Source organism: Gemmatimonadales bacterium (assembly GCA_041390145.1).
Lineage (GTDB): Bacteria > Gemmatimonadota > Gemmatimonadetes > Gemmatimonadales > GWC2-71-9 > SPDF01.
The window spans coordinates 30,109-49,422 of sequence record JAWKQM010000011.1 but is presented as its reverse complement, the minus strand read 5'-3'; the positions used below and the strand labels follow the sequence as shown (position 1 = coordinate 49,422).

Sequence of the window (19,314 nt, the reverse complement as noted above, 5' to 3'; positions counted from 1 at the left end):
CAAGTCAAGGGCAAAACGCCCCCTCCCTCCCCCATCAGGTACCCTCCAGATGCCTGCCAGATTGGCAACGTCGCACACCACAAGCACTTGGCAGTTGCTCGATTCCCCAATCCACCGCACCCTTTATAGACCTTTCCAAGACCCGAATTGTTCCCACTCTCTGAACCTCCCACCTTCCCACCTTCCCGCCGACCACCTGATGCACTGACGCCCTAACGCGTTGAAGTTGCACCTCCTACATTACGGGATGCTGACCAACGACTCGTACGAACTCCTCCGCCGGCTGGCCTCCCCACTCGTCGCCGTGACCTCGGCCCACGGAGGCCGGACCAACGGCATGATCCTCGACAGTGCCATCCGGGCGAGCATTTCCCCGGAGCACCCCCGCCTGTCGGTCTACATCCACAAGTGGCACCTGAGCCATGAGCTGGTCTGGGGCAGCGGCCGCTTCGGGGCCCACCTGCTCACCCAGGACCAGTTCGACCTGGTCCACCACCTTGGCTTCCAGAGCGGCCGGGAGGAAAAGGACAAACTGGCCACGGTACCCCACCGGATCGGCGCGAGCGGGGTCCCCGTGCTCGAGGAGTGCCACGCCGCCTTCGAGTGCCGGGTCATCAACACCATGGATGCGGGCCCGTCCACCCTCTTCCTGGGCGAGGTCGTGGCCACTCATGCCGGTGCCACCGGGACCCTCCTGACGGCGGACTACTTCCGGGCAAACCTGCCGGCAGCGTGGCGGGACGAGTTCCTCAAAAACTACCGCGAGGCCCAGGATCGGATCCGGGACCTCGCGGCGGTGAACGACGTGCGGCGCTGGGGCGGGCCTACAGCGACTTGATCTCCGTCACCAGGCTGGTCAGCGACTTCTTGGCGTCGCCGAAGAGCATGGCCGTCTTCGGGTTGTAGAAGAGCTCGTTCTCGATACCGGCAAAGCCCGCGCTCATTCCCCGCTTCATGACGATGATGCTCTTCGCCTGGTCGGCGTTGAGGATCGGCATCCCGTAGATGGGACTCGACGGATCGGACCGCGCCGCCGGGTTGACCACGTCGTTGGCACCGATGACCAGCGCCACGTCGGCCCGCTGGAAGTCGTCGTTGATCTGGTCCATTTCGCAGAGCTTCTCGTAGGGGACATTCGCCTCCGCCAGGAGGACGTTCATGTGCCCCGGCATCCGCCCCGCCACGGGGTGGATCGCGTACTTGACCTCCCCGCCCCGCCGCTCGATCAGGTCGGCCAGTTCACGCACCGCGTGCTGCGCCTGCGCCACCGCCAGCCCGTACCCCGGCACCACGATCACGAACTGCGCGTAGCCGAGCTGCACCGCCGCGTCCTCGACGGTGACCTGGCGGACCGTGAGCCCCTCGGAGCTCTTGCCGCCGCCGGACGCATCGCCGCCGAAGGCGCCAAAGAGGACGTTGGTGAGCGAGCGGTTCATCGCCTTGCACATGATCTGGCTCAGGATGATACCCGAGGAACCGACCAGCGCGCCCGCGATGATGAGCAGGTTGTTGTGAATGACGAACCCGGTCATGGCCGCGGCGATGCCGGAGTACGAATTCAGCAGCGAGATGACCACCGGCATGTCGGCGCCGCCGATGGGGATCACCAGCAGGACGCCGAGTACCAGCGCCAGCGCGATGACGCCGTAGAAGGGCCAGAGCACCTGCTCCGGCACGATGAGCTGGTACGCCGCGAGCCCGATGATGGCGGCGAACAGCGCCCCGTTGACCACTTTCTGGAGCGGGAAGGTGATCGGCTTGCCGGTCATCACCTCCTGCAGCTTGGCCCAGGCAATGAGGCTGCCCGACAGGGTGACCGAGCCGATCAGGAGGCTGAGCTGGGTCGTGATCCCGATGTCGATCGAGGGGGTGACGCCCGCCAGCTCCGCCTTCAGGAACTCCGCGCCGCCCACGAGGAGCGAGGCGCCGCCGCCGAAGCCGTTGAGGAGCGCCACCATCTGCGGCATGGACGTCATCTTCACCGCCCGCGCCACCCAGAACCCGACGGCGGAGCCGATGAACATCCCGACCAGGATCTCCTGGTAGGTGAGGATGCCGTGGTCGAAGAGCGTCACGGCGATGGCGATGAGCATGCCGACGCCGGACATCCGGTTGCCATGCCGGGCCGTCACCGGACTGCCGAGGCGCTTCAGGCCCAGCACGAAGAGAACGGCGGCGATCAGGTAGAGGATTTGTTCGAGCGCGGCGGGCATTACTTGGCCTCCGGCTTCTTGGTGAACATCTCCAGCATCCGGTCCGTCACCGCGTAGCCGCCCACCACGTTCATCATGGCGAAGACCACTGCGCTGACCCCGAACACCCACGAGATCCACCCGTACCCGCCGCCTGCCACCACCAGGGCGCCGACGATGGTGATGCCGCTGATGGCGTTTGCGCCGGACATCAGCGGCGTGTGGAGCGTCGTGGGAACGCGGTTGATGAGTTCGACACCGAGAAAGGTGGCGAGCACGAAGAGGGTGATGCTCAAGACGAGGGCTTCCATGATCAGGCCGCCTTGCCGGTGCGGAGTTCACCCGCGTGCGTGACGCACATCGGGCCGGTGATCGGATCGGAGAGGTCTACCTGGAGGGCCGCATCCTTGAGGAGGTACGTCACGAAGGTGAGGACGTTGCGACCATACATCTGGCTGGCGTGGAGGGGCACGCCGGCGGGCAGGTTGACGGGCGAGAGGATGGTGACGCCGTTCACTGACACCGTCTCGCCGAACTTCGTCAGCTCGCAATTCCCGCCCGACTCCCCGGCCAGGTCCACGATGACCGAGCCAGGCTTCATGGCGCGCACCGCCTCCGCCGTGATGAGCCGGGGCGCCGGTCGGCCAGGAATCTGAGCCGTGGTGATGATCAGGTCCTGGCCCTTGGCGTGCTCGCCGATGCCGGCGACGACCCGGGCCTGCTGCTCCTCGGCCAGTTCTTTCGCGTAGCCGCCCTGGCCTTCACCCTCGACGGCGGCCACCTCGACAAAGGTGGCGCCGAGGCTCTGGACCTGTTCACGAACCACCGAGCGCACGTCGAACGAGGACACGATGCCGCCGAGCCGCCGCGCCGTGGCGATCGCCTGGAGGCCGGCCACGCCGGCGCCGACCACGAACACCTTGGCCGGGGCAAGCGTCCCGGCGGCGGTGGTCAGCATCGGGAGGATCCGGCCCATGGCGTCGGCGCCGATCAGCACGGCCTTGTACCCGGCGATCGTGGCCTGCGAGGAGAGCGCATCCATCGACTGCGCCTTGGTGGTGCGGGGCACCAGCTCCATGGCGAACGCGGTCACCTTCCGCGCGGCGAGTGCCGCGATGAGCTCGCCCGAGGCCGCCGGGGCAAGGAAGCTGACCAGCGCGGCGCCCTCGCGCAGCAGACCCGCCTCTTCGGTCGTCGGGCGCTGCACCTTGAGGACGAGGTCCGCGCCGAGCGCGTCCGCGGCCGTGTCGACGAGCGTGGCGCCCGCCGCCTCGTAGTCCGCATCGGGCACGTAGGCGGCGGCACCGGCGCCGCGCTGCACCAGGACGTCACAGCCAGCCTTCTTCAGCTTGGCCACGCCGTCGGGCACCAGCGCCACGCGCCGTTCGTGGGGGCGAGTTTCCGCAGGGACTCCAATGCGCATGTCGTCTCTTCCAGGGTGGATGGTGGCGGGGAATCTAACCGTCAGGGGGCCGCGGTGAGGGAATCGACCGCCGCGCCGAGCGCGGTGTAGGCCGTGGGATCCGTTTCGCGAAACGGCACCGCCCGGTACCCGACCCTCCCGCCAGGGGCCACGACGAAGAGGTTCCGGTTGTTGAGGCCCGTGATGCTGTGGGCGCCGTACGCCTTGCCCACCGCGCCGCCGGGGTCGCTGAGGAAGACGAACGGATAGTCCGCCTCCTTCGCCCAGGAGGCCAGGACCTCGGGGGAATCGGTGCTGATGGCCAGCAGGACGACGTCCTGTCCGTTGTTGAAAAGCGTCGCGTACTGATCACGGTACGCGTTCATCTGGATGGTTCAGCCCTTGGTCTTTGCCTGGTAGAAGAAGGCGATGACCACCGTCTTGTCCCGCAGATCCTCGAGCCGCACCGGGGAGGCGAGCACCCCCTCGCGCGTGGCGCCCGTCAAGGAAAAACCAGGGGCGACGGCGCCGATGGCCAGCGGTTCCTGCGAGGCACCGGTACACGCCGCACCCGCGACGAGCGCCGCCGCCAGCGTGATTCCCCGGGGAGAGATACGCATCGGAAACTCCGTTTGCAGGTCGGCGAAATGTACATCACCCGGCGCCGTTTCGAGCACATCCCGGGACAGGCGCCGGTCCGGCCAGTCGGTTTCTAGAGGGAAAATCGCCGGATTCCTATTGTTGACAGAGGGAAAAGTTGCTACATTGATGGCGCAGTGCAACGGTGTCCCCTGCGGCACACGTGGAGTTTCCCCTCTGTAACGGAGAGTCGCGATGGCAGCCAAGAAGAAGAAGGCGGCGAAGAAGCCGGCGAAGAAGGCGGCGAAGAAGGCCGTCAAGAAGACCGCGAAGAAGAAGACCGTCAAGAAGGCCGCGAAGAAGAAGGCCCCCAAGAAGAAAAAGACGGCCTCCAAGCGTAAGCCGTCGGCGGCGTTCATGAAGCCGATGAAGATCTCCCCCGCCCTCGCGGCGGTCATCGGCGCCGGCCCGTATCCGCGCACCGAAGTCACCAAGCGGCTGTGGGCGTACATCAAGAAGAACAAGCTCCAGGACGCCAAGAACAAGCGCGACATCAACGCCGATGCCAACCTCAAGGCGGTCTTCGGTGGACGCGGCAAGGTCAACATGTTCGAGATGACCAAGCTCGTCAGCAAGCACCTTTCGTAGTTCCCGACATCCCCCGCAGGGACCGGACGAAGGGCACGCCCGCTGGCGTGCCCTTTCGGTTTCCTCCCCCTTCCAGCACCCGCGGGCGCACGCTATACTCCCGCCCCTATGGCAAACCCACAGTACATCTACACGATGGTCAACCTCGGCAAGGTCGTCCCGCCGAAGCGGGAAGTCCTCAAGGGGATCTACCTCTCGTTCTTCCCCGGCGCCAAGATCGGCGTCCTCGGCTCCAACGGCGCCGGAAAGAGCTCCCTGCTCCGCATCATGGCGGGGGTCGATCAGGACTTCATCGGGGAGGCACGCGCCGCCGAGGGGACGAAGATCGGCTTTCTCCCGCAGGAGCCCGTCCTCGACCCGGACAAGGATGTCCGGGGCAACGTCGAGGAGGCGGTGCGCGAGCAGCGCGCCCTGCTCACGGAGTTCGAGGCGGTCTCCGCCCGCTTCGCGGAGCCCATGAGCGACGACGAAATGACCGCGCTCCTCGAGCACCAGGGCAACCTCCAGGAGCGGATCGAGACGCTCAATCTCTGGGACCTCGACCGCACCATCGACATCGCCATGGACGCCCTGCGCCTGCCACCCGGCGATGCGTCGGTGGCCACCCTCTCCGGCGGGGAGAAGCGGCGGGTGGCGCTCTGCCGCGTCCTCCTCGAGCAGCCGGACATGCTCCTCCTCGATGAGCCCACCAACCACCTCGACGCCGAGTCCGTCGCGTGGCTGGAGCGGCATCTCGCGGAGTTCCCCGGCACCGTCGTGGCCGTGACGCACGACCGCTATTTCCTCGACAACGTGGCGGGGTGGATTCTCGAGCTGGACCGCGGGCAGGGCATTCCGTGGAAGGGGAACTACTCCTCCTGGCTGGAGCAGAAGCAGGCCCGGCTCGCGAACGAGGAAAAGCAGGCCTCGGCCCGGCAGCGGACCCTGCAGCGCGAACTCGAATGGGTGCAGATGTCCCCGCGGGCCCGGCAGGCCAAGAACAAGGCGCGTGTCACCCGCTACGAGGAGATGCTGGCCGAGGGGGATCGGGCGCGCGAAGGCACGGCGGAAATCCTGATTCCGCGGCCGCCCCGACTCGGCGACGAAGTGGTCATCGCCAAGGGCCTCGCCAAGGGGTACGGCGACCGGCTCCTCTTCGAGCACCTCGACTTCTCCCTGCCGCGCGGCGGGATCGTGGGCGTCATCGGCGCCAACGGCGCCGGGAAGACCACCCTCTTCCGCATGATCGCCCAGCAGGAGCAACCCGACGCCGGCACCCTGACGGTCGGGGCCACGGTGAAGGCCTCCTATGTGGACCAGAGCCGCGAGGCGCTCGACGCCTCCAAGACGGTGTACGAGGAAATCAGCGACGGCGCGGATGTGCTCGACTTCGGCGGCCGCGAGGTGAACGCGCGCGCCTACTGTGCCGGCTTCAACTTCCGCGGCACCGACCAGCAGAAGAAGGTGGGCATTCTCTCGGGCGGGGAGCGGAACCGGCTGCACCTCGCCAAGCTGCTCAAGACCGGCGGCAACCTGCTGCTGCTCGACGAACCGACCAACGACCTCGACGTGGACACGCTCCGGGCGCTCGAAGACGCCCTGGTGGCGTTCGCGGGCTGCGCCGTGGTCATCAGCCACGACCGGTGGTTCCTCGACCGGATCGCCACGCACATCCTCGCGTTCGAGGGCGACAGCCAGGTGGCCTGGTTCGAGGGGAACTACCAGGAGTACTCCGCGGACTTTCACCGCCGGAAGGGCACGTCGGCCGACCAGCCGCACCGCATCAAGTACAAGAAGCTCGTCCACTGACCGGATGCCCCTGACCCACGACTTGCTGCTGGTGCACGCGGCCACCACCCTGCTCCTGGCCGGGGTGGTGTGGACCATCCAGCTCACGATCATTCCTCGGCTCGCGCGGGCCACCCCCGACAACTGGCCACATCACGTCCGGATTTACCGTGGCATCTCCCGGGCGCTCTTCTGGCCGCTGGTGGTGATCGAAGGGGGGAGCGGCGTCGGCGTCGCCCTGCTGCAGCCCGCCGGGATTCCCCCGTGGCTCCACGGGATCAACCTGGGCCTGCTCCTCTGCGCCTGGATCACCGTCCCGGTGGTCCGGTATGCCGTCGGGCATGGCCCGGTGGACCGGTTCCACCCCGATGGGTTCCAGAGGTTTGCGCGCCTGAACTGGATCAGGGTGGCCGTGTGGACCGGGCGATCGGTGGTAGTGTTGACGATGCTGCGACTGGCGGCCACCTACCAGCCCTCCTAGACACCAGTGCCGCCCTGCCGCAGGAATGGTTGCATCATGTGGTACCGGCCTGCATACTGGAACCCGGCTCACGGGCCCGAGCCCACGTGAGTCCGCCTGGGGTATACTCTCTCCACGGAGGTTCCGATGCTTGCTCGCCCCCACCTCACCGCCACCCGCCACCTGCTCTGCTCGCTCGCCCTCACTGGCACACTTCTGGCCGGCTGCAGCGACGATAGCAGCGACACCAACACCGGCGGCGGACCCGGTGCATCGACCAGTTACGTCGGGCTGGTCGCCAGCTCCAGCGGGCTGACGGGCCCGCTTTCCATCACCTTTGCCAGTGCCGTCTCCGCTCCCCAATCTCGCCGGAGCCGGGAGCCGGGCCTGCCTGGTCCAGCAGCGCACGCTGTGAATGCTACTGGAACGGTCAGCCTGGGAGGCGGCGCACCCGTTGCGCTTACCGGCACCCTGGATGGCGGCAACCTGAACATGACCGGTGGTGGGTGGACGATCACAGGCACGGTCCAGAACGGTCAGCTCACCGGGCTCTTCACCGCTCCCGGACCCGCCGATGGCACTGCCATCGCGGCGAGCAGCACCGGCAGCGCACCGGCCATCGCGCTCTGCGGCAGCTTCGCTGGTCAGAACTTCACGACCGATCCTCCAACAGAGGACTTCGGAAGCTTCAGCGTCGTGATCGCCGGGACGTCCGTGCTGGGCACCGCAGTCGGGAACGACGGCGGTGGGCTTACCTTCACTGGAACGGCGACTGCCTCGACCATCACGATCAACGAAACGGCGCCGGAGGGATCACTGACGGCGACGGGCGAGTACGACGAGTTCGGGATCGGTGGCGAGTACGAGGTCAAGGTTGGCCCTGCCGTCATCAGCGCGGGGAGCTTCTCCGGCGGGACCTGCGAACAACCGACCTGAGCACCTCCCCGGCACACATGACGCGACCCCCCGGGACTCTCCCGGGGGGTCGTCGTCTTGCGGCCCCACTGTCCCGCTGCCCCACCGCTACGGCGTCGGCTGGTCCTTCGGCTCCAGCTTCAGGATCCAGAGCCCGGTGTTGATGTCCGGCACGTAGATGATGCCGTTCTTGACCACGGCGCCCCACGCGAAGGTGGCGCGTGGCTTGACCCCCTTGTCGTCGGCCGTGTAGGTCCAGGCCATCTCCCGCCCCTGGCGGAGCAGGTCCCCCTTGAGCTCGCCGGAGATGTCCACCGCCCGCGCGCCCCCCTGGTAATTGCCCATGTAGAGCGTGTCGCCCGCCGCCCAGATGTTGTGAACGCCGCCGTCCGTCGGCTCGTACCAGGCCACCAGCCTCGGCTTCTCCAGGTTCGACACGTCCAGCACCTGCAGCCGTCCGAACGTCAGGTCATTGCCGTCCTTGAGGCCGGGGGACGGCTTGCTGGCGTACACTTCGTCGCCGATGAAGACGTACTTCCCCTGGCGCCAGGCGGTGTGGGTCCCGCGTGCGCTCAATCCCCAGTACTCGTCCACTCGGGCGTACAGCGCGTCGAGGTCGTACTTGAACTGGGAAATGAACACCGGATGCTCCGGGCTGCCCCCCTTCACGCCGTTGCCGACGTCGAGCACCACGAGTCCGTCATCCCAGTAGCTCAGGTAGGCGATGCCGTCGGTGACCGCGATGTCGTGGAGGTACCGCCCGACGGTGACCTGCTCCGTCTGCCACCGCGCCACCTCGCGCGGCTGGAGCGGATCCCGGATGTCGATGACCCGCATCGAGCCGGTCGCGTCGTCGGTCAGGTACACGTGCCCCTGGTAGACGTAGGTGCTGTGCACCCCGCCCGACACCGTTTCGGTGTACGAAGAGATGGGCTTCGGGTGACAGGCGTCGCTCGCGTCGAAGATGACGATGCCGTCCTTGCGGTTCGACGAGCCCTCCCGCGAGAAGACGCCGTACTTGCCGTCCTCCGTCGTCATCACGTCGTTGACGAGCCGGGCATCGGTCATCATCGAATCGACGATCGTCGGCACCCGCGGGTTGGACACGTCAATGGCGTAGACCCGGTCCGAGATCGTGGTCAGGTAGGCACACTTGCCGTCTGGATGCACCCAGACCTCCGCGGCGCGTTGCGACACCGGCACCCTCCCCAGCACCTCGAAGCCCCGCCCGACCTTGCGGGCCGTCACCGTCACCATCGCATCGGCGGACCGGCCCCCGACTTCGGCGGTGACTGTGTAGCTCCCTGGGGCTTCCGCGACAAATGACCCGTCGGGCCCGATCATCGCCACCCCCTGCCCGCCCGCCACGCTCCAGCGGGTCGCGACATCACCGAGCGGCTTCCCGCTCTTCTGGGCCGCCGTCGCCGAGAACGGCACCACGTCCCCGGTTCGGACCGAAGTAGTGGCCGGGGCAATCGTCAGGGAGGCGAGAGAATTGGCCAGGACCTCGATCGGCAGCGTGGCCGACGCCTCCCCCGCCTTGGCGGTGATCACCGCTCTCCCGGCCGCCTGCGCGCTCAGGCGACCATCAGGGGTCACAGTGGCCACTCTCGGATTGCTCGACGTGAACCCGATGGCATCCGAGCGGCGGTCCCCCTGGGCGCTGAAGGCGGCGGCCAGCAAGGTGAGCCGGGTGCCCGCCACGAGGCGCGCGGGGGCGTCCACAAATTCCACTACGGCCGCCGGCGCCGGCACGATGTGAACCGCCGCCTGGCCGATGGCGCCCTTCGAGCCCGGCAGTGAAGCCACCGCAGTGACCTGGGCGGTCCCGAGGAACCCGCCGGTCAGGAGGCCGGTCGAGTCGATGCTCCCGCCGTTCCCGGCGGCGAACCAGCGGATCCGTACCCCCGCGATCGGCTGCCCATCGCTCCCCAGCGCCCGGGCCTGCATCTGGAGCGTCTGGCCGACCTGCACCTCCGCGCTCGCCGGGGTCACCTGCACGCTGGCAATGACCGGCGCGGCGGCCTGCTGAGGATTCTGTGCAAGAACGAGCAGCAACGGGATCAGCATGGTGGAGCTCCGAGTGACGAAGGGGAACCGGCGGGCGTGGCTGCCGGACGGAGGCGACCGCCCGGAAGTTGCAGGCGGTGATAATAGCCCTATTTTCCCGGCATGCCTACAGCCCCTCCCTCCCGGACCGTCCCGGTCGGCCTGGTCCAGATGCGTTGCTCGGCCGACGCCGCCGACAACCTCGCCCGCGCCGTCGCGGGAATCCGGGCCGCCGCAGCGAAGGGCGCCAGGATCGTCTGCCTCCAGGAACTCTTCCGCAGCGAGTACTTCTGCCAGACGGAAGACCACGCCCACTTCGCCCTCGCCGAGGCGATCCCGGGGCCGAGCACGACGTCGCTCTCGGCGGTGGCCGCTGAACTGGGGGTGGTGATCGTGGCGTCGCTCTTCGAGCGCCGCGCGGAAGGGCTCTATCACAACACCGCCGCCGTCATCGACGCCGACGGCAGCTACCTCGGCAAGTACCGGAAGATGCATATTCCGGATGACCCGCAGTACTACGAGAAGTTCTACTTCGCCCCCGGCGACACCGGCTTCCGGATCTTCGACACCGCGGTGGGCCGGATCGGCGTCCTCATCTGCTGGGACCAGTGGTACCCCGAGGCTGCGCGCCTGACGGCGCTGCGCGGGGCGCAGATTCTCTTCTATCCGACGGCCATCGGCTGGCTGCCGCCCGAGAAGGCGGAATACGGCGCCGCGCAAAAGGACGCCTGGACCACGATGCAGCGGAGCCACGCGATTGCCAACGGCGTCTTCGTGGTCGCGGTCAATCGGGTGGGCCACGAGGGGCTGACCGCACCCAACGGGATCGACTTCTGGGGCGGCAGCTTCGTGGCGGATCCCTACGGGTCGGTCCTCGCCCGCGCCGGCGAGGGTGAGGAAGTCCTCGTCGTCGAGTGCAACCTCGCGCTGACCGACGTGGCGCGCACCCACTGGCCCTTTCTCCGCGACCGCCGCATCGACGCCTACGGCGACATCACCCAGCGGTACCTCGACGGGTGAGCACGCGCCGCAGCCAACCCACCCCCGCCGCGCTCGGCTATCACATGCCGGCAGAGTGGGCCCCCCACCGTGGCACCTGGCTCTCCTGGCCGCACAACGAGGCGTCCTGGCCCGGCAAGTTCGAGCCAGTGCCGGTCGTCTTCGCCGAGATGGTCCGGCAGCTCGCGCCCCACGAGGAAGTCCACATCAACGTCGCGGGCCCCGAGATGGCCGCGGACCTCCTCGCCCTGCTCCGCCCCTTCGACCTGCCGGTCGGTCGCGTCGTCCTGCACGAGAATCCGACCAACGACGCCTGGTGCCGCGACCACGGCCCCTGCTTCGTGCAGCGTGAGGTCGACGGGCGCCGCGAGGAGGCCATCGTGGACTGGGGGTACAACGCGTGGGGCGGCAAGTACCCCCCCTTCGACCTTGACGACGTGATCCCCACCCGGATCGGCGCCGCGTACCACATCCCGGTGTTCCACCCCGGCATCGTGATGGAGGGCGGGTCGCTCGACGTCAACGGCGCGGGCACCCTGCTGACCACGGAAGCGTGCCTGCTCAACCCGAACCGCAATCCCGAGCTCGGACGCGACGAGATCGAGGGATATCTCCGGGATTATCTCGGGGTGACCCACATCCTCTGGCTGGGCGACGGGATCGTGGGCGATGACACCGACGGGCACGTGGACGACATCACCCGGTTCACCGACGAGCGGACGGTGGTGACGGTGGTCGAGGAGGACCCGCGGGACGAAAACTACGAGCCGCTGCAGGACAACCTGCGGCGGCTCCAGGGGATGACGGACCAGGATGGCCAGCCACTGCGCATCGTGACGCTGCCGATGCCGCGCGCGCTCTACCAGGATGGCCAGCGCCTGCCCGCCAGCTACGCGAATTTCTACATCGCCAACGGGGTGGTGCTGCTCCCCGCGTACGATCCCGCCCGCGACGAGACCGCCCGCGCCACCCTGCAGGAACTCTTTCCCACCCGCCGGGTGGTGCCGATCAACGCGGTGGATCTCGTCTGGGGACTCGGCGCCTTCCACTGCGTGTCACAGCAGTGGCCGGCGCTGGCCTAGAGGTCCCGCTCCACCAACCCCTTCAGGACATGCCACACCGTCACGGCCGCGAGCCGGGCCGCGGCGTTGTCGCGATCGTACACCGGGTTCATCTCCACCACGTCGCAGGACCGCACCGCCCGGGTCCGCCCCGCGCGATACGCGGCGTGCAGCCAGAGGTCGGCGGTGATCCCACCCACGGCGGGTGAACTCGCGCCCGGCGCCACCGACTGCTCCACCGCGTCAAGATCGAAGCTCACGAACGACGGCCCCTCCAGCGACCCGTAGATCTCGTCGATCCGTGCCGGCGACAGGTCGCGGCGCCACACGAACCGCGCGCCATGCGCCGCCAGGAACTCCAGGTGGGAGCGCGCCACCACGTGGGGCAGGAGCCCCGCGGCCACGAACTGGCGGCAGGCGCCGGAGGGGTCCAGGATGGCCTGGCGGAACGGCGACCCGGCGTGACCGCGCCCGTCCTGCAACTCCCGCACATCCGGATGCGCGTCCCAGTTCAGGATCCCGACCCGCTCTCCTCCAGGCACGTATCCCTGGAAGTGCCCGAACGACGTTTCATGCCCGCCGCCGAGGACAATGACGAAGGACCCCGCCGCCAGGTGCGGCGCGAGCGCCGATCCGAGCAGCGCCTGGTCCTGCTCCACGTCGTCGGTGAGCACCAGGTTCCCGAGGTCGAGGGTGTGCGCCAGCAGGTCCACCGACTCCTCGAACCGCTCGGCGTCCGGCGTCAGTCGGAAGAGCATCCGCCGGATCTCGTCCGGCGCGCCGGCCGCACCGACCCGGCCCCCGTTCCGGTGCACCCCTTCGTCCGACGGAAACCCCACGAGCACCACGCGCGGCACCGTGCCGTCGGCAAGCTGGGTGCCCAGCAGATGACCGATGCGCGGGTCGTCGGCCCCCGTGACCGGGAGAAGCACGTCGGGCTGGGTGAAGTTCAGCATGAGGTTCCCGGGGTGACTGGGACGGTCAGGCCTGCCAGCAGACGCGACCGGCGGCGACAGTAAGTACGCACGCGTTCGGGCGGAAATGATAGAGCCAGTGGTTGACGTCGGGCGCGTCAATGACGGCCAGGTCGGCGCGGCATCCTGCCGCCACTTCGCCGGCCTCCCCCTCAAGCCCGAGCGCCTTGGCGGCGATGGACGTCGCCCCCTTCAGCACCTCCGCCGGCGTCATCCGCTGCAGGTTACAGGCGAGCATCATGGCCAGCGGCAGATCCCAGCTCGGCGCCGACCCGGGATTGAAGTCGGTGGCGACGGCCACGGGCACCCCCGCCTCGATGAACTTCCGCGCTGGCATCGGCGTCTGGTTCAGGTAGAGCGTCGCGAGCGGAAGGCTCACCGCCACGACGCCGGCCGCCGCCATCGCGGCGATCCCGGCATCGGATGCGCATTCGAGATGGTCGGCACTGAGCGCCCCGACCTCGGCGGCCAGTTCCGCGCCGCCCCCGGCTGACAGCTGGTCGGCATGCAGCTTCGGGGCGAGCCCTACAGCCTTTCCGGCGAGGAAGATCTCCCGTGCCTCATCCACGCTGAACGCCGTGTCTTCGACGAACACGTCGCAACAGCGGGCCAGGCCGGCGGCGGCCACCGCCGGGATCATCTCGTCGAGGAGCAAGCGGAGATACGCGGAGCGGTCGGCCCGGTGCTCGGCGGGCACCACGTGGGCGCCAAGGAAGGTGGGCACGAGCCGGGTCGGCTGGACACCCGCTAGCGCCCGGTACACCCGGAGCAGGCGGAGCTCAGTCTCGACATCCAGCCCGTACCCGCTCTTGCATTCGACCGTCGTCACACCGAGCCGGCGCATGCCGTCGAGCGCCGCGGAGGCCTTCGCGAGGAGTTCGTCGTCGGTGGCGGTACGCGTCGCCCGCACGGTGGACATGATCCCGCCACCCGCCCGCGCGATGTCGAGGTATCCCACGCCCTGCAGGCGCTTCTCGAACTCGTCGGCACGCCACCCGCCGAAGGCCAGGTGGGTGTGGCAGTCCACCAGTCCCGGCACGACGAGCCGTCCTCCGGCGTCGATCGAGTCGCCAGCGCGGTATTCCGCCGGCAGCTCGGAGTCGGGACCAGCCCACCGGATGGTCTCGCCCTCCCATGCCACGGCCGCCCCGGGCACCAGGTGGATCTCCCCCTGCCCGCCCGCCGGACGGCAGGTGGCCAGGAGGCCGATGTTGCGGAGGACCGTCACGCGCGGGTCACTTGCCGTTGATCATCGGGAGGTCCACCCCACGCTCGTTGGCGGTCTCGATCGCGATTGGATATCCGGCGTCGGCGTGGCGCATGACCCCGGTCCCCGGATCGGCCGTCAGCACTCGCTGCAGCCGGCGGTCCGCCATCTCGGTCCCGTCAGCGACCGCCACCATGCCGGAGTGGATGGAGTACCCGATGCCGACCCCGCCGCCGTGGTGGAGGGAGACCCAGCTGGCGCCGCACGCCGTGTTCAGCATCGCATTCAGCAGCGGCCAATCGGCGATCGCGTCGGAACCGTCCATCATCCCCTCGGTCTCCCGATTGGGCGAGGCCACCGATCCCGTGTCGAGATGGTCGCGCCCGATCACGATCGGCGCCTCGACCTTTCCCTTCTTGACCAGCCAGTTGAAGCGCTGCCCCATCTCGGCGCGCTCCCCGTACTCCAGCCAGCAGATCCGCGCGGGGAGCCCCTGGAAGTGCACCTTCTCCCTGGCCTTCCGGATCCAGCGGGCCAGCGCCTGGTTCTTCGGAAAGGTCTCGAGCACGGCGTCGTCGGTGACGGCGATGTCCTGCGGGTTGCCGGAGAGCGCCGCCCAGCGGAACGGCCCGGCACCACGGCAGAAGAGCGGGCGAATGAACGCCGGCACAAAGCCGGGGAAGTCGAACGCCTCCGGCATGGCGCGCAGGTCCGCCACCTGGCCCCGCAGGTTGTTGCCGTAGTCGAACACCACCGCACCGCGGCGCTGCAGTTCCAGCATCGCGTTGACGTGCACCACCATCGAGTCGAGCACCCGGTCCTCGTACCCTTTCGGATCGGCCTCGCGCAGCTCGGCTGCCTGCGCCAGATCGAGCCCGACGGGGATGTAGCCGACCCGGAGATCGTGCGCCGACGTCTGGTCGGTGACGACATCCAGGGTGACGCCGCGACGCACCAGTTCGGGCAGCACCTCGGCGATGTTCCCGACCAGCCCCACCGAATAGCCGCGCCGCTCGGCGCGCGCCTTCTCCACCAGGGCCAGGGCCTCGTTGAGATCGGTGGAGATGGCGTCGCAGTAGCCGGTGTCGACCCGCCGCTGGATGCGGGTGGCGTCGACATCCACGCCGAGGAACGCCCCGCCGTTCATGGTGGCGGCGAGCGGCTGGGCGCCGCCCATGCCGCCGAGCCCGCCGGTCACCACGAGGCGGCCCGCCAGGGTACCCCCAAAATGCTGGCGCGCACATTCCGCAAAGGTCTCGTAGGTGCCCTGCAGGATGCCCTGGGTCCCGATGTAGATCCACGACCCGGCCGTCATCTGGCCGTACATGGTGAGACCGAGCGCGTCGAGGCGGCGGAATTCGTCCCAGTTGGCCCAGCGGGGGACCAGGTTGGCGTTGGCAATCAGGACGCGCGGCGCCTCCTCGTGGGTCCGGAAGACGCCGACCGGCTTGCCGCTCTGCACCAGCAGCGTCTCGTCGTTCTCGAGGCGCTGCAGGGTGGACACGATCCGGTGGTAGCTCGGCCAGTCGCGGGCGGCCTTCCCCCCGCCGCCGTAGACGATGAGTTCCTCGGGCCGCTCGGCGACGGCCGGGTCGAGGTTGTTCATCAGCATCCGGAGGGCGGCTTCCTGATGCCAGCCCTTGCAGGAGAGCGCCGTGCCCCGGGGGGCGTGAATCGGAGAGTAACCGACAGTGGCAGTCATGAGCAGATCACAGGTCGAAGAGGAACCGGAAATCTAACGCTCGGGAGACGGATTCTATACCGTCTCAATTCACCGAGGCCCGGTAGCCGGGGCCGCGCACCACCCGCCCCGCGGCGGCGCCGGTCGGCTCCCCGTCGCGGAGCACCTGCGTGCCGTTGACCCAGACCTGGCTGACACCCGTGGCGTACTGATGCGGCTCGGCAAAGGTGGCGCGGTCGGTGATGGTGGCCGGGTCGAACACGACGATGTCGGCATAGTTCCCGGGCGCGAGCCGTCCCCGCCGAGCCAGGCTCAGGTTGTCGGCGGGTTGCGAGGTGAGTCGGCGAATGGCTTCCGGAAGCGTCAGCAACTGTTCCTCGCGCACATACTTGCCCAGCAGGCGCGCAAAGTTTCCGTAGGCCCGCGGGTGTGTCCCAGAGAGGAGGAACACCCCCTCGGCGCTCTTCGAGCCGCCATCGGATCCGAAGCTCATGTAGGGGAGCTGGATCTTCCGTCGGACATTCTCCTCGGACATCGTGAAGAACACGCACCCCACCCGGCTGTCATCCTCGATGACGAGGTCCATGGCCGTCTCCTCCGGCGATGTCCCCCGCATCGCGGCCACCTCAGCCAGGGTCTTGCCCGTCAGCGGTTTGAGGGCCGGGTTCTTGAAGCTGACGAGCAGGATGCCGTCCGCACCGCCCGCGTTCTTGAACGAATTGTCGAAGCCTCCTTCACCCCGCATTTCCTTCAGCAGCCGCGTGCGGATGGCCGGGTCTTTCAGCCGGGCGATCCAGGCGGCCTGCCCTCCCTCCTGCACCCAGGTGGGCATCGTGGCATCGAGGCCGGTCGAACTCGCGGGGTAGGTGTACATGTCCGTCGTAATGCGCAGGCCTGCTGCGCGGGCGGAGTCGATGAGGGCAATCAGCGAATCGAGCTTGGCCCAGTTCGGCCGCCCAGACGCTTTCAGATGGTAGATCTCGGCGGGGACACCGGCCTGGCTCGCGATGGTGATGAGCTCACGGGTGGCCGGGAGGAGCCCTTTCCCTTCGTCACGGATGTGGGAGATGTACATCCCGCCCGACTCGCCCGCGGCGCGCGCCAGGGCGATCAGTTCCTCGGTGGTGGCGTAGTAGGCGGGTGCGTAAATGAGCGACGAGCCCACGCCGAGCGCTCCTTCGGCCATCGCCTGCCGCACCAGGTCCTGCATCCGTGCCAGCTCCTCGGGCGTGGCCGGCCGGTTGGTGTAGCCGACCTCGTGAATCCGGACCGTCGTGGCGCCGACGAAGGAGGCGACGTTGGTGGCGATGCCGCGCGATACGACATGGTCGAGGTACTCACCGAGTGTCGTCCAGGGGACGTCAAACTTGATGTCGCCCTGCTGCGCGATCATTTCCGCGCGCATCGAGTCGGTGAGCGGGCCCATCGACTCACCCTCACCCATGACCTCGAGGGTCACGCCTTGCCGGATGTCGCTCTGGGAGCGTCCGTCGGCAAGCAGGTCCTCGTTGGCCCAGCTCAGCATGTTGATGAAGCCCGGCGCCACGGCCATCCCGGTGGCGTCCACCTCGACCCGGCCCCGCGCCGAGCCGAGGTCGCCCACGGCGACAATCGAGTCCCCCACCACGGCGACGTTCCCGTCGATCGGTGCACCCCCCGTCCCGTCGTAGACCGTCCCGTGCCGGATGACGAGGTCGTAGGCGGGTGCCGGTCGACAGGCGGCCAGCGAGAGGAGAAGTCCAGGCAACAGGCAGGCACGGAGGCGCATGAGGACGGTCCGGAAGGGGGCTGCGGGAGGGTGAATCGGGGTTCGGACGGGATCCACGCGAGCTCGTCAGGCCAGGCGGTCGAGCTCCGCGCGCATCTCGAGCGCACTCGACCAGCGCTGGTCACGATCCTTGGCCAGCGCCCGCTGGACGGCTCCGGCGAGCGCCGCAGGCACCTCCGGGCGGAGCTCCGCCAGGGAAGGCGCCTCAGCGGTCTGCTGCAGTTGGAGGACCACGGCCTCGCTCCGGTGCACGAATGGCGGTCGTCCGGCCAGCGCCTCGAACAGGACACAGCCGAGCGAATAGATGTCGCTCCGGTGATCCAAATCCCTGACCGCGACGACCTGCTCCGGGCTCATGTAGGACGATGTGCCGACCGTGAAGCCGGATCGCGTCAACTTCTCGTCCCCGACGGCCTCGATGGCCCGCGCGATCCCGAAGTCCAGCAGCATGGCCCCCTCGGTCGAGAGGACGATGTTGTCTGGCTTCACATCCCGGTGCACCACGTTGTTCTGGTGGGCGTAGGCCAGCGCGCCGAGGACATCCCGGCCGATGCGGACCGCGTCGTCGATGGACACCCGGCGCACCTGGGCAATGTGCTCCTTGAGCGTCGGGCCCTCGATGTACGCCATGGCGAGGTAGACGAGCCACTCGTGCTCGCCGTAGTCGAGCAGCTTGGCCACGTGGGGGTGTTCGAGGCGGGAGAGGGTCTTGATTTCCCGGAGAAAGCGGTCGGCGGTGGCGGTAACCACCAGCTCCGGATGCAGCACCTTCAGGGCAATGGCCTGACCGTCCATCGACCGAGCGAAAAACACGCGCCCCGCTCCGCCACGCGCCAGTTCCCGCTCGACAACGTACTTGCCGCGCAGGGCCTCCTGGATCATCGGGAGCAGGTCACGCCGCATGCAGACACCCTCCGGTAGATGATGTAAAGTCGGCCCTCCGGCCCCCTGCGCGCAAGGAGGGGAATTGCCCCCTGTCCGGTGCCGTGCAACCTTTTCGGACCTGCGGGTGTCCAATCCCGTGCATGCAAACTTCAGCCTCCGGAGTCCCGGCCCTGTCCCGAGACCCATCCGAATCCCGGTACGCAGCCGATGCGGTTGAGGTCACCCTCGCCGCGAGTGGGGATGCGCATGCCTTCGAACGCCTCTACCGGCGGCACGTGACGCGGGTCCACAACCTGGTTCGCCGGATGCACGGCCCCGACGACAGCGACGAGGTGACCCAGGACATCTTCGTCCGCGCCTGGGAGAAGCTGGGAACGTTCCGCGGGGAGTCCGCCTTCTCCACCTGGCTGCACCGGCTGGCCGTGAACGTGATCCTGACGCACCGGGAAGCCCGGGGACGGCGGCGGAACCGGTTCAGCGAGGACGAGCAGCTGCTGGCCAGTGCCTCCTCGAGACGGGAATCACCCGAGGTCGCGATGGACCTCGAAACCGCCCTGGCCAGGCTCCCCGACGGGGCCCGAGAGGTATTCGTGCTGCACGACGTGGAGGGGTATCGCCACGAGGAAATCGCGGACATGCTGGGCCTGGCGACAGGCACCTCGAAATCGCAACTCCACCGGGCGCGCATGGCACTGCGCTCGTGGCTCGACTGAACGACGGGAAGGAT

Annotated in this window: 19 protein-coding genes; 8 read left to right on the top strand and 11 right to left on the bottom strand. The window is 68.3% G+C overall.

From position 1 onward, the window contains the following. Positions 1-226: 226 nt before the first annotated feature. A complete protein-coding gene (locus R2910_10605; protein ID MEZ4413422.1) occupies positions 227-838 on the top strand; it encodes a flavin reductase family protein in 612 nt (203 codons plus the stop codon). Here the strand turns inward: R2910_10605 and R2910_10600 are convergent. From R2910_10600 to R2910_10580, 5 genes are read right to left on the bottom strand one after another with little or no spacing between them, the layout of a single operon-like run. Beyond that, positions 825-2,213 carry an NAD(P)(+) transhydrogenase (Re/Si-specific) subunit beta gene (locus R2910_10600; GenBank protein ID MEZ4413421.1) on the bottom strand — a complete coding sequence of 463 codons (1,389 nt, stop codon included), beginning with the start codon at positions 2,211-2,213 and terminating at the stop codon, positions 825-827. The genes R2910_10605 and R2910_10600 overlap by 14 nt on opposite strands. Next, complete coding sequence (locus R2910_10595; GenBank protein ID MEZ4413420.1) at positions 2,213-2,503, bottom strand: NAD(P) transhydrogenase subunit alpha; 291 nt, start codon at positions 2,501-2,503, stop codon at positions 2,213-2,215. The genes R2910_10600 and R2910_10595 overlap by 1 nt, the downstream gene beginning before the upstream one ends. A 2-nt stretch (positions 2,504-2,505) precedes the next feature. Continuing rightward, positions 2,506-3,615 (bottom strand): Re/Si-specific NAD(P)(+) transhydrogenase subunit alpha, encoded by a 1,110-nt coding sequence (locus R2910_10590; GenBank protein MEZ4413419.1) that lies wholly within the window; start codon positions 3,613-3,615, stop codon positions 2,506-2,508. 41 nt (positions 3,616-3,656) lie between these two features. Beyond that, on the bottom strand, positions 3,657-3,980 hold the full coding sequence (locus R2910_10585; GenBank protein ID MEZ4413418.1) for a redoxin domain-containing protein: 324 nt from the start codon (positions 3,978-3,980) through the stop codon (positions 3,657-3,659). Between the two features lie 9 nt (positions 3,981-3,989). After that, positions 3,990-4,214 (bottom strand): hypothetical protein, encoded by a 225-nt coding sequence (locus tag R2910_10580; protein ID MEZ4413417.1) that lies wholly within the window; start codon positions 4,212-4,214, stop codon positions 3,990-3,992. Positions 4,215-4,428: 214 nt separating this feature from the next. Here R2910_10580 and R2910_10575 point away from each other — a divergent pair, with 214 nt between their 5' ends. From R2910_10575 to R2910_10560, 4 genes are all read left to right on the top strand, one after another. Then, the gene (locus R2910_10575) at positions 4,429-4,821 is read left to right on the top strand and encodes an SWIB/MDM2 domain-containing protein (GenBank protein MEZ4413416.1); all 393 of its coding nucleotides are present in this window, start codon (positions 4,429-4,431) and stop codon (positions 4,819-4,821) included. Between the two features lie 108 nt (positions 4,822-4,929). After that, positions 4,930-6,609: an energy-dependent translational throttle protein EttA gene (gene ettA / locus R2910_10570; GenBank protein ID MEZ4413415.1), complete on the top strand. Its 1,680-nt coding sequence runs from the start codon at positions 4,930-4,932 to the stop codon at positions 6,607-6,609. 4 nt (positions 6,610-6,613) lie between these two features. Further along, positions 6,614-7,069 carry a hypothetical protein gene (locus tag R2910_10565; GenBank protein MEZ4413414.1) on the top strand — a complete coding sequence of 152 codons (456 nt, stop codon included), beginning with the start codon at positions 6,614-6,616 and terminating at the stop codon, positions 7,067-7,069. Between the two features lie 126 nt (positions 7,070-7,195). Continuing rightward, positions 7,196-7,984, top strand: a complete 789-nt coding sequence (locus R2910_10560; GenBank protein MEZ4413413.1) for a hypothetical protein — start codon at positions 7,196-7,198, stop codon at positions 7,982-7,984. Between the two features lie 87 nt (positions 7,985-8,071). Here the strand turns inward: R2910_10560 and R2910_10555 are convergent, their stop codons facing one another. Continuing rightward, positions 8,072-10,033, bottom strand: coding sequence for an Ig-like domain-containing protein (locus R2910_10555; GenBank protein ID MEZ4413412.1), 1,962 nt, complete (start codon positions 10,031-10,033; stop codon positions 8,072-8,074). Positions 10,034-10,135: 102 nt separating this feature from the next. Between R2910_10555 and R2910_10550 the strand changes: the two genes are divergently transcribed. Together R2910_10550 and R2910_10545 are read left to right on the top strand one after the other, a co-directional pair. Then, complete coding sequence (locus tag R2910_10550) at positions 10,136-11,032, top strand: carbon-nitrogen hydrolase (protein MEZ4413411.1); 897 nt, start codon at positions 10,136-10,138, stop codon at positions 11,030-11,032. Continuing rightward, the gene (locus R2910_10545; protein ID MEZ4413410.1) at positions 11,029-12,093 is read left to right on the top strand and encodes an agmatine deiminase family protein; all 1,065 of its coding nucleotides are present in this window, start codon (positions 11,029-11,031) and stop codon (positions 12,091-12,093) included. The genes R2910_10550 and R2910_10545 overlap by 4 nt, the downstream gene beginning before the upstream one ends. On the opposite strand, the gene R2910_10540 is transcribed toward R2910_10545, so the two are convergent. The 5 genes from R2910_10540 to R2910_10520 all read right to left on the bottom strand — a co-directional run bounded on the left by R2910_10540 (position 12,090) and on the right by R2910_10520 (position 18,605). Continuing rightward, complete coding sequence (locus tag R2910_10540) at positions 12,090-13,028, bottom strand: formimidoylglutamase (protein ID MEZ4413409.1); 939 nt, start codon at positions 13,026-13,028, stop codon at positions 12,090-12,092. The genes R2910_10545 and R2910_10540 overlap by 4 nt on opposite strands. 25 nt (positions 13,029-13,053) lie before the next feature. Beyond that, positions 13,054-14,274: an imidazolonepropionase gene (gene hutI / locus R2910_10535; GenBank protein MEZ4413408.1), complete on the bottom strand. Its 1,221-nt coding sequence runs from the start codon at positions 14,272-14,274 to the stop codon at positions 13,054-13,056. A gap of 7 nt (positions 14,275-14,281) precedes the next feature. Then, positions 14,282-15,955 (bottom strand): urocanate hydratase, encoded by a 1,674-nt coding sequence (gene hutU, locus R2910_10530; protein ID MEZ4413407.1) that lies wholly within the window; start codon positions 15,953-15,955, stop codon positions 14,282-14,284. Between the two features lie 64 nt (positions 15,956-16,019). Next, positions 16,020-17,702: a D-aminoacylase gene (locus R2910_10525; GenBank protein ID MEZ4413406.1), complete on the bottom strand. Its 1,683-nt coding sequence runs from the start codon at positions 17,700-17,702 to the stop codon at positions 16,020-16,022. Between the two features lie 66 nt (positions 17,703-17,768). After that, positions 17,769-18,605 carry a serine/threonine-protein kinase gene (locus R2910_10520; GenBank protein MEZ4413405.1) on the bottom strand — a complete coding sequence of 279 codons (837 nt, stop codon included), beginning with the start codon at positions 18,603-18,605 and terminating at the stop codon, positions 17,769-17,771. Positions 18,606-18,727: 122 nt separating this feature from the next. On the opposite strand from R2910_10520, the gene R2910_10515 reads away from it, so the two are divergent. Further along, entirely contained in the window at positions 18,728-19,300 is a 573-nt protein-coding gene (locus R2910_10515; GenBank protein ID MEZ4413404.1) for an RNA polymerase sigma factor, read from the top strand. Positions 19,301-19,314 lie beyond the last annotated feature (14 nt).

Bases quoted from the DNA above. Each gene is read 5' to 3' on its own strand.
- R2910_10585 (MEZ4413418.1), bottom strand. From the start codon at position 3,980: ATGAACGCGTACCGTGATCAGTACGCGACGCTTTTCAACAACGGACAG.
- R2910_10575 (MEZ4413416.1), top strand. From the start codon at position 4,429: ATGGCAGCCAAGAAGAAGAAGGCGGCGAAGAAGCCGGCGAAGAAGGCG.
- R2910_10555 (MEZ4413412.1), bottom strand. From the start codon at position 10,033: ATGCTGATCCCGTTGCTGCTCGTTCTTGCACAGAATCCTCAGCAGGCC.
- R2910_10560 (MEZ4413413.1), top strand. From the start codon at position 7,196: ATGCTTGCTCGCCCCCACCTCACCGCCACCCGCCACCTGCTCTGCTCG.
- hutU (MEZ4413407.1), bottom strand. From the start codon at position 15,955: ATGACTGCCACTGTCGGTTACTCTCCGATTCACGCCCCCCGGGGCACG.
- R2910_10550 (MEZ4413411.1), top strand. From the start codon at position 10,136: ATGCCTACAGCCCCTCCCTCCCGGACCGTCCCGGTCGGCCTGGTCCAG.
- R2910_10540 (MEZ4413409.1), bottom strand. From the start codon at position 13,028: ATGCTGAACTTCACCCAGCCCGACGTGCTTCTCCCGGTCACGGGGGCC.
- R2910_10520 (MEZ4413405.1), bottom strand. From the start codon at position 18,605: ATGCGGCGTGACCTGCTCCCGATGATCCAGGAGGCCCTGCGCGGCAAG.
- ettA (MEZ4413415.1), top strand. From the start codon at position 4,930: ATGGCAAACCCACAGTACATCTACACGATGGTCAACCTCGGCAAGGTC.
- R2910_10580 (MEZ4413417.1), bottom strand. From the start codon at position 4,214: ATGCGTATCTCTCCCCGGGGAATCACGCTGGCGGCGGCGCTCGTCGCG.
- R2910_10565 (MEZ4413414.1), top strand. From the start codon at position 6,614: ATGCCCCTGACCCACGACTTGCTGCTGGTGCACGCGGCCACCACCCTG.
- R2910_10595 (MEZ4413420.1), bottom strand. From the start codon at position 2,503: ATGGAAGCCCTCGTCTTGAGCATCACCCTCTTCGTGCTCGCCACCTTT.
- R2910_10515 (MEZ4413404.1), top strand. From the start codon at position 18,728: ATGCAAACTTCAGCCTCCGGAGTCCCGGCCCTGTCCCGAGACCCATCC.
- R2910_10600 (MEZ4413421.1), bottom strand. From the start codon at position 2,213: ATGCCCGCCGCGCTCGAACAAATCCTCTACCTGATCGCCGCCGTTCTC.
- R2910_10590 (MEZ4413419.1), bottom strand. From the start codon at position 3,615: ATGCGCATTGGAGTCCCTGCGGAAACTCGCCCCCACGAACGGCGCGTG.
- R2910_10525 (MEZ4413406.1), bottom strand. From the start codon at position 17,702: ATGCGCCTCCGTGCCTGCCTGTTGCCTGGACTTCTCCTCTCGCTGGCC.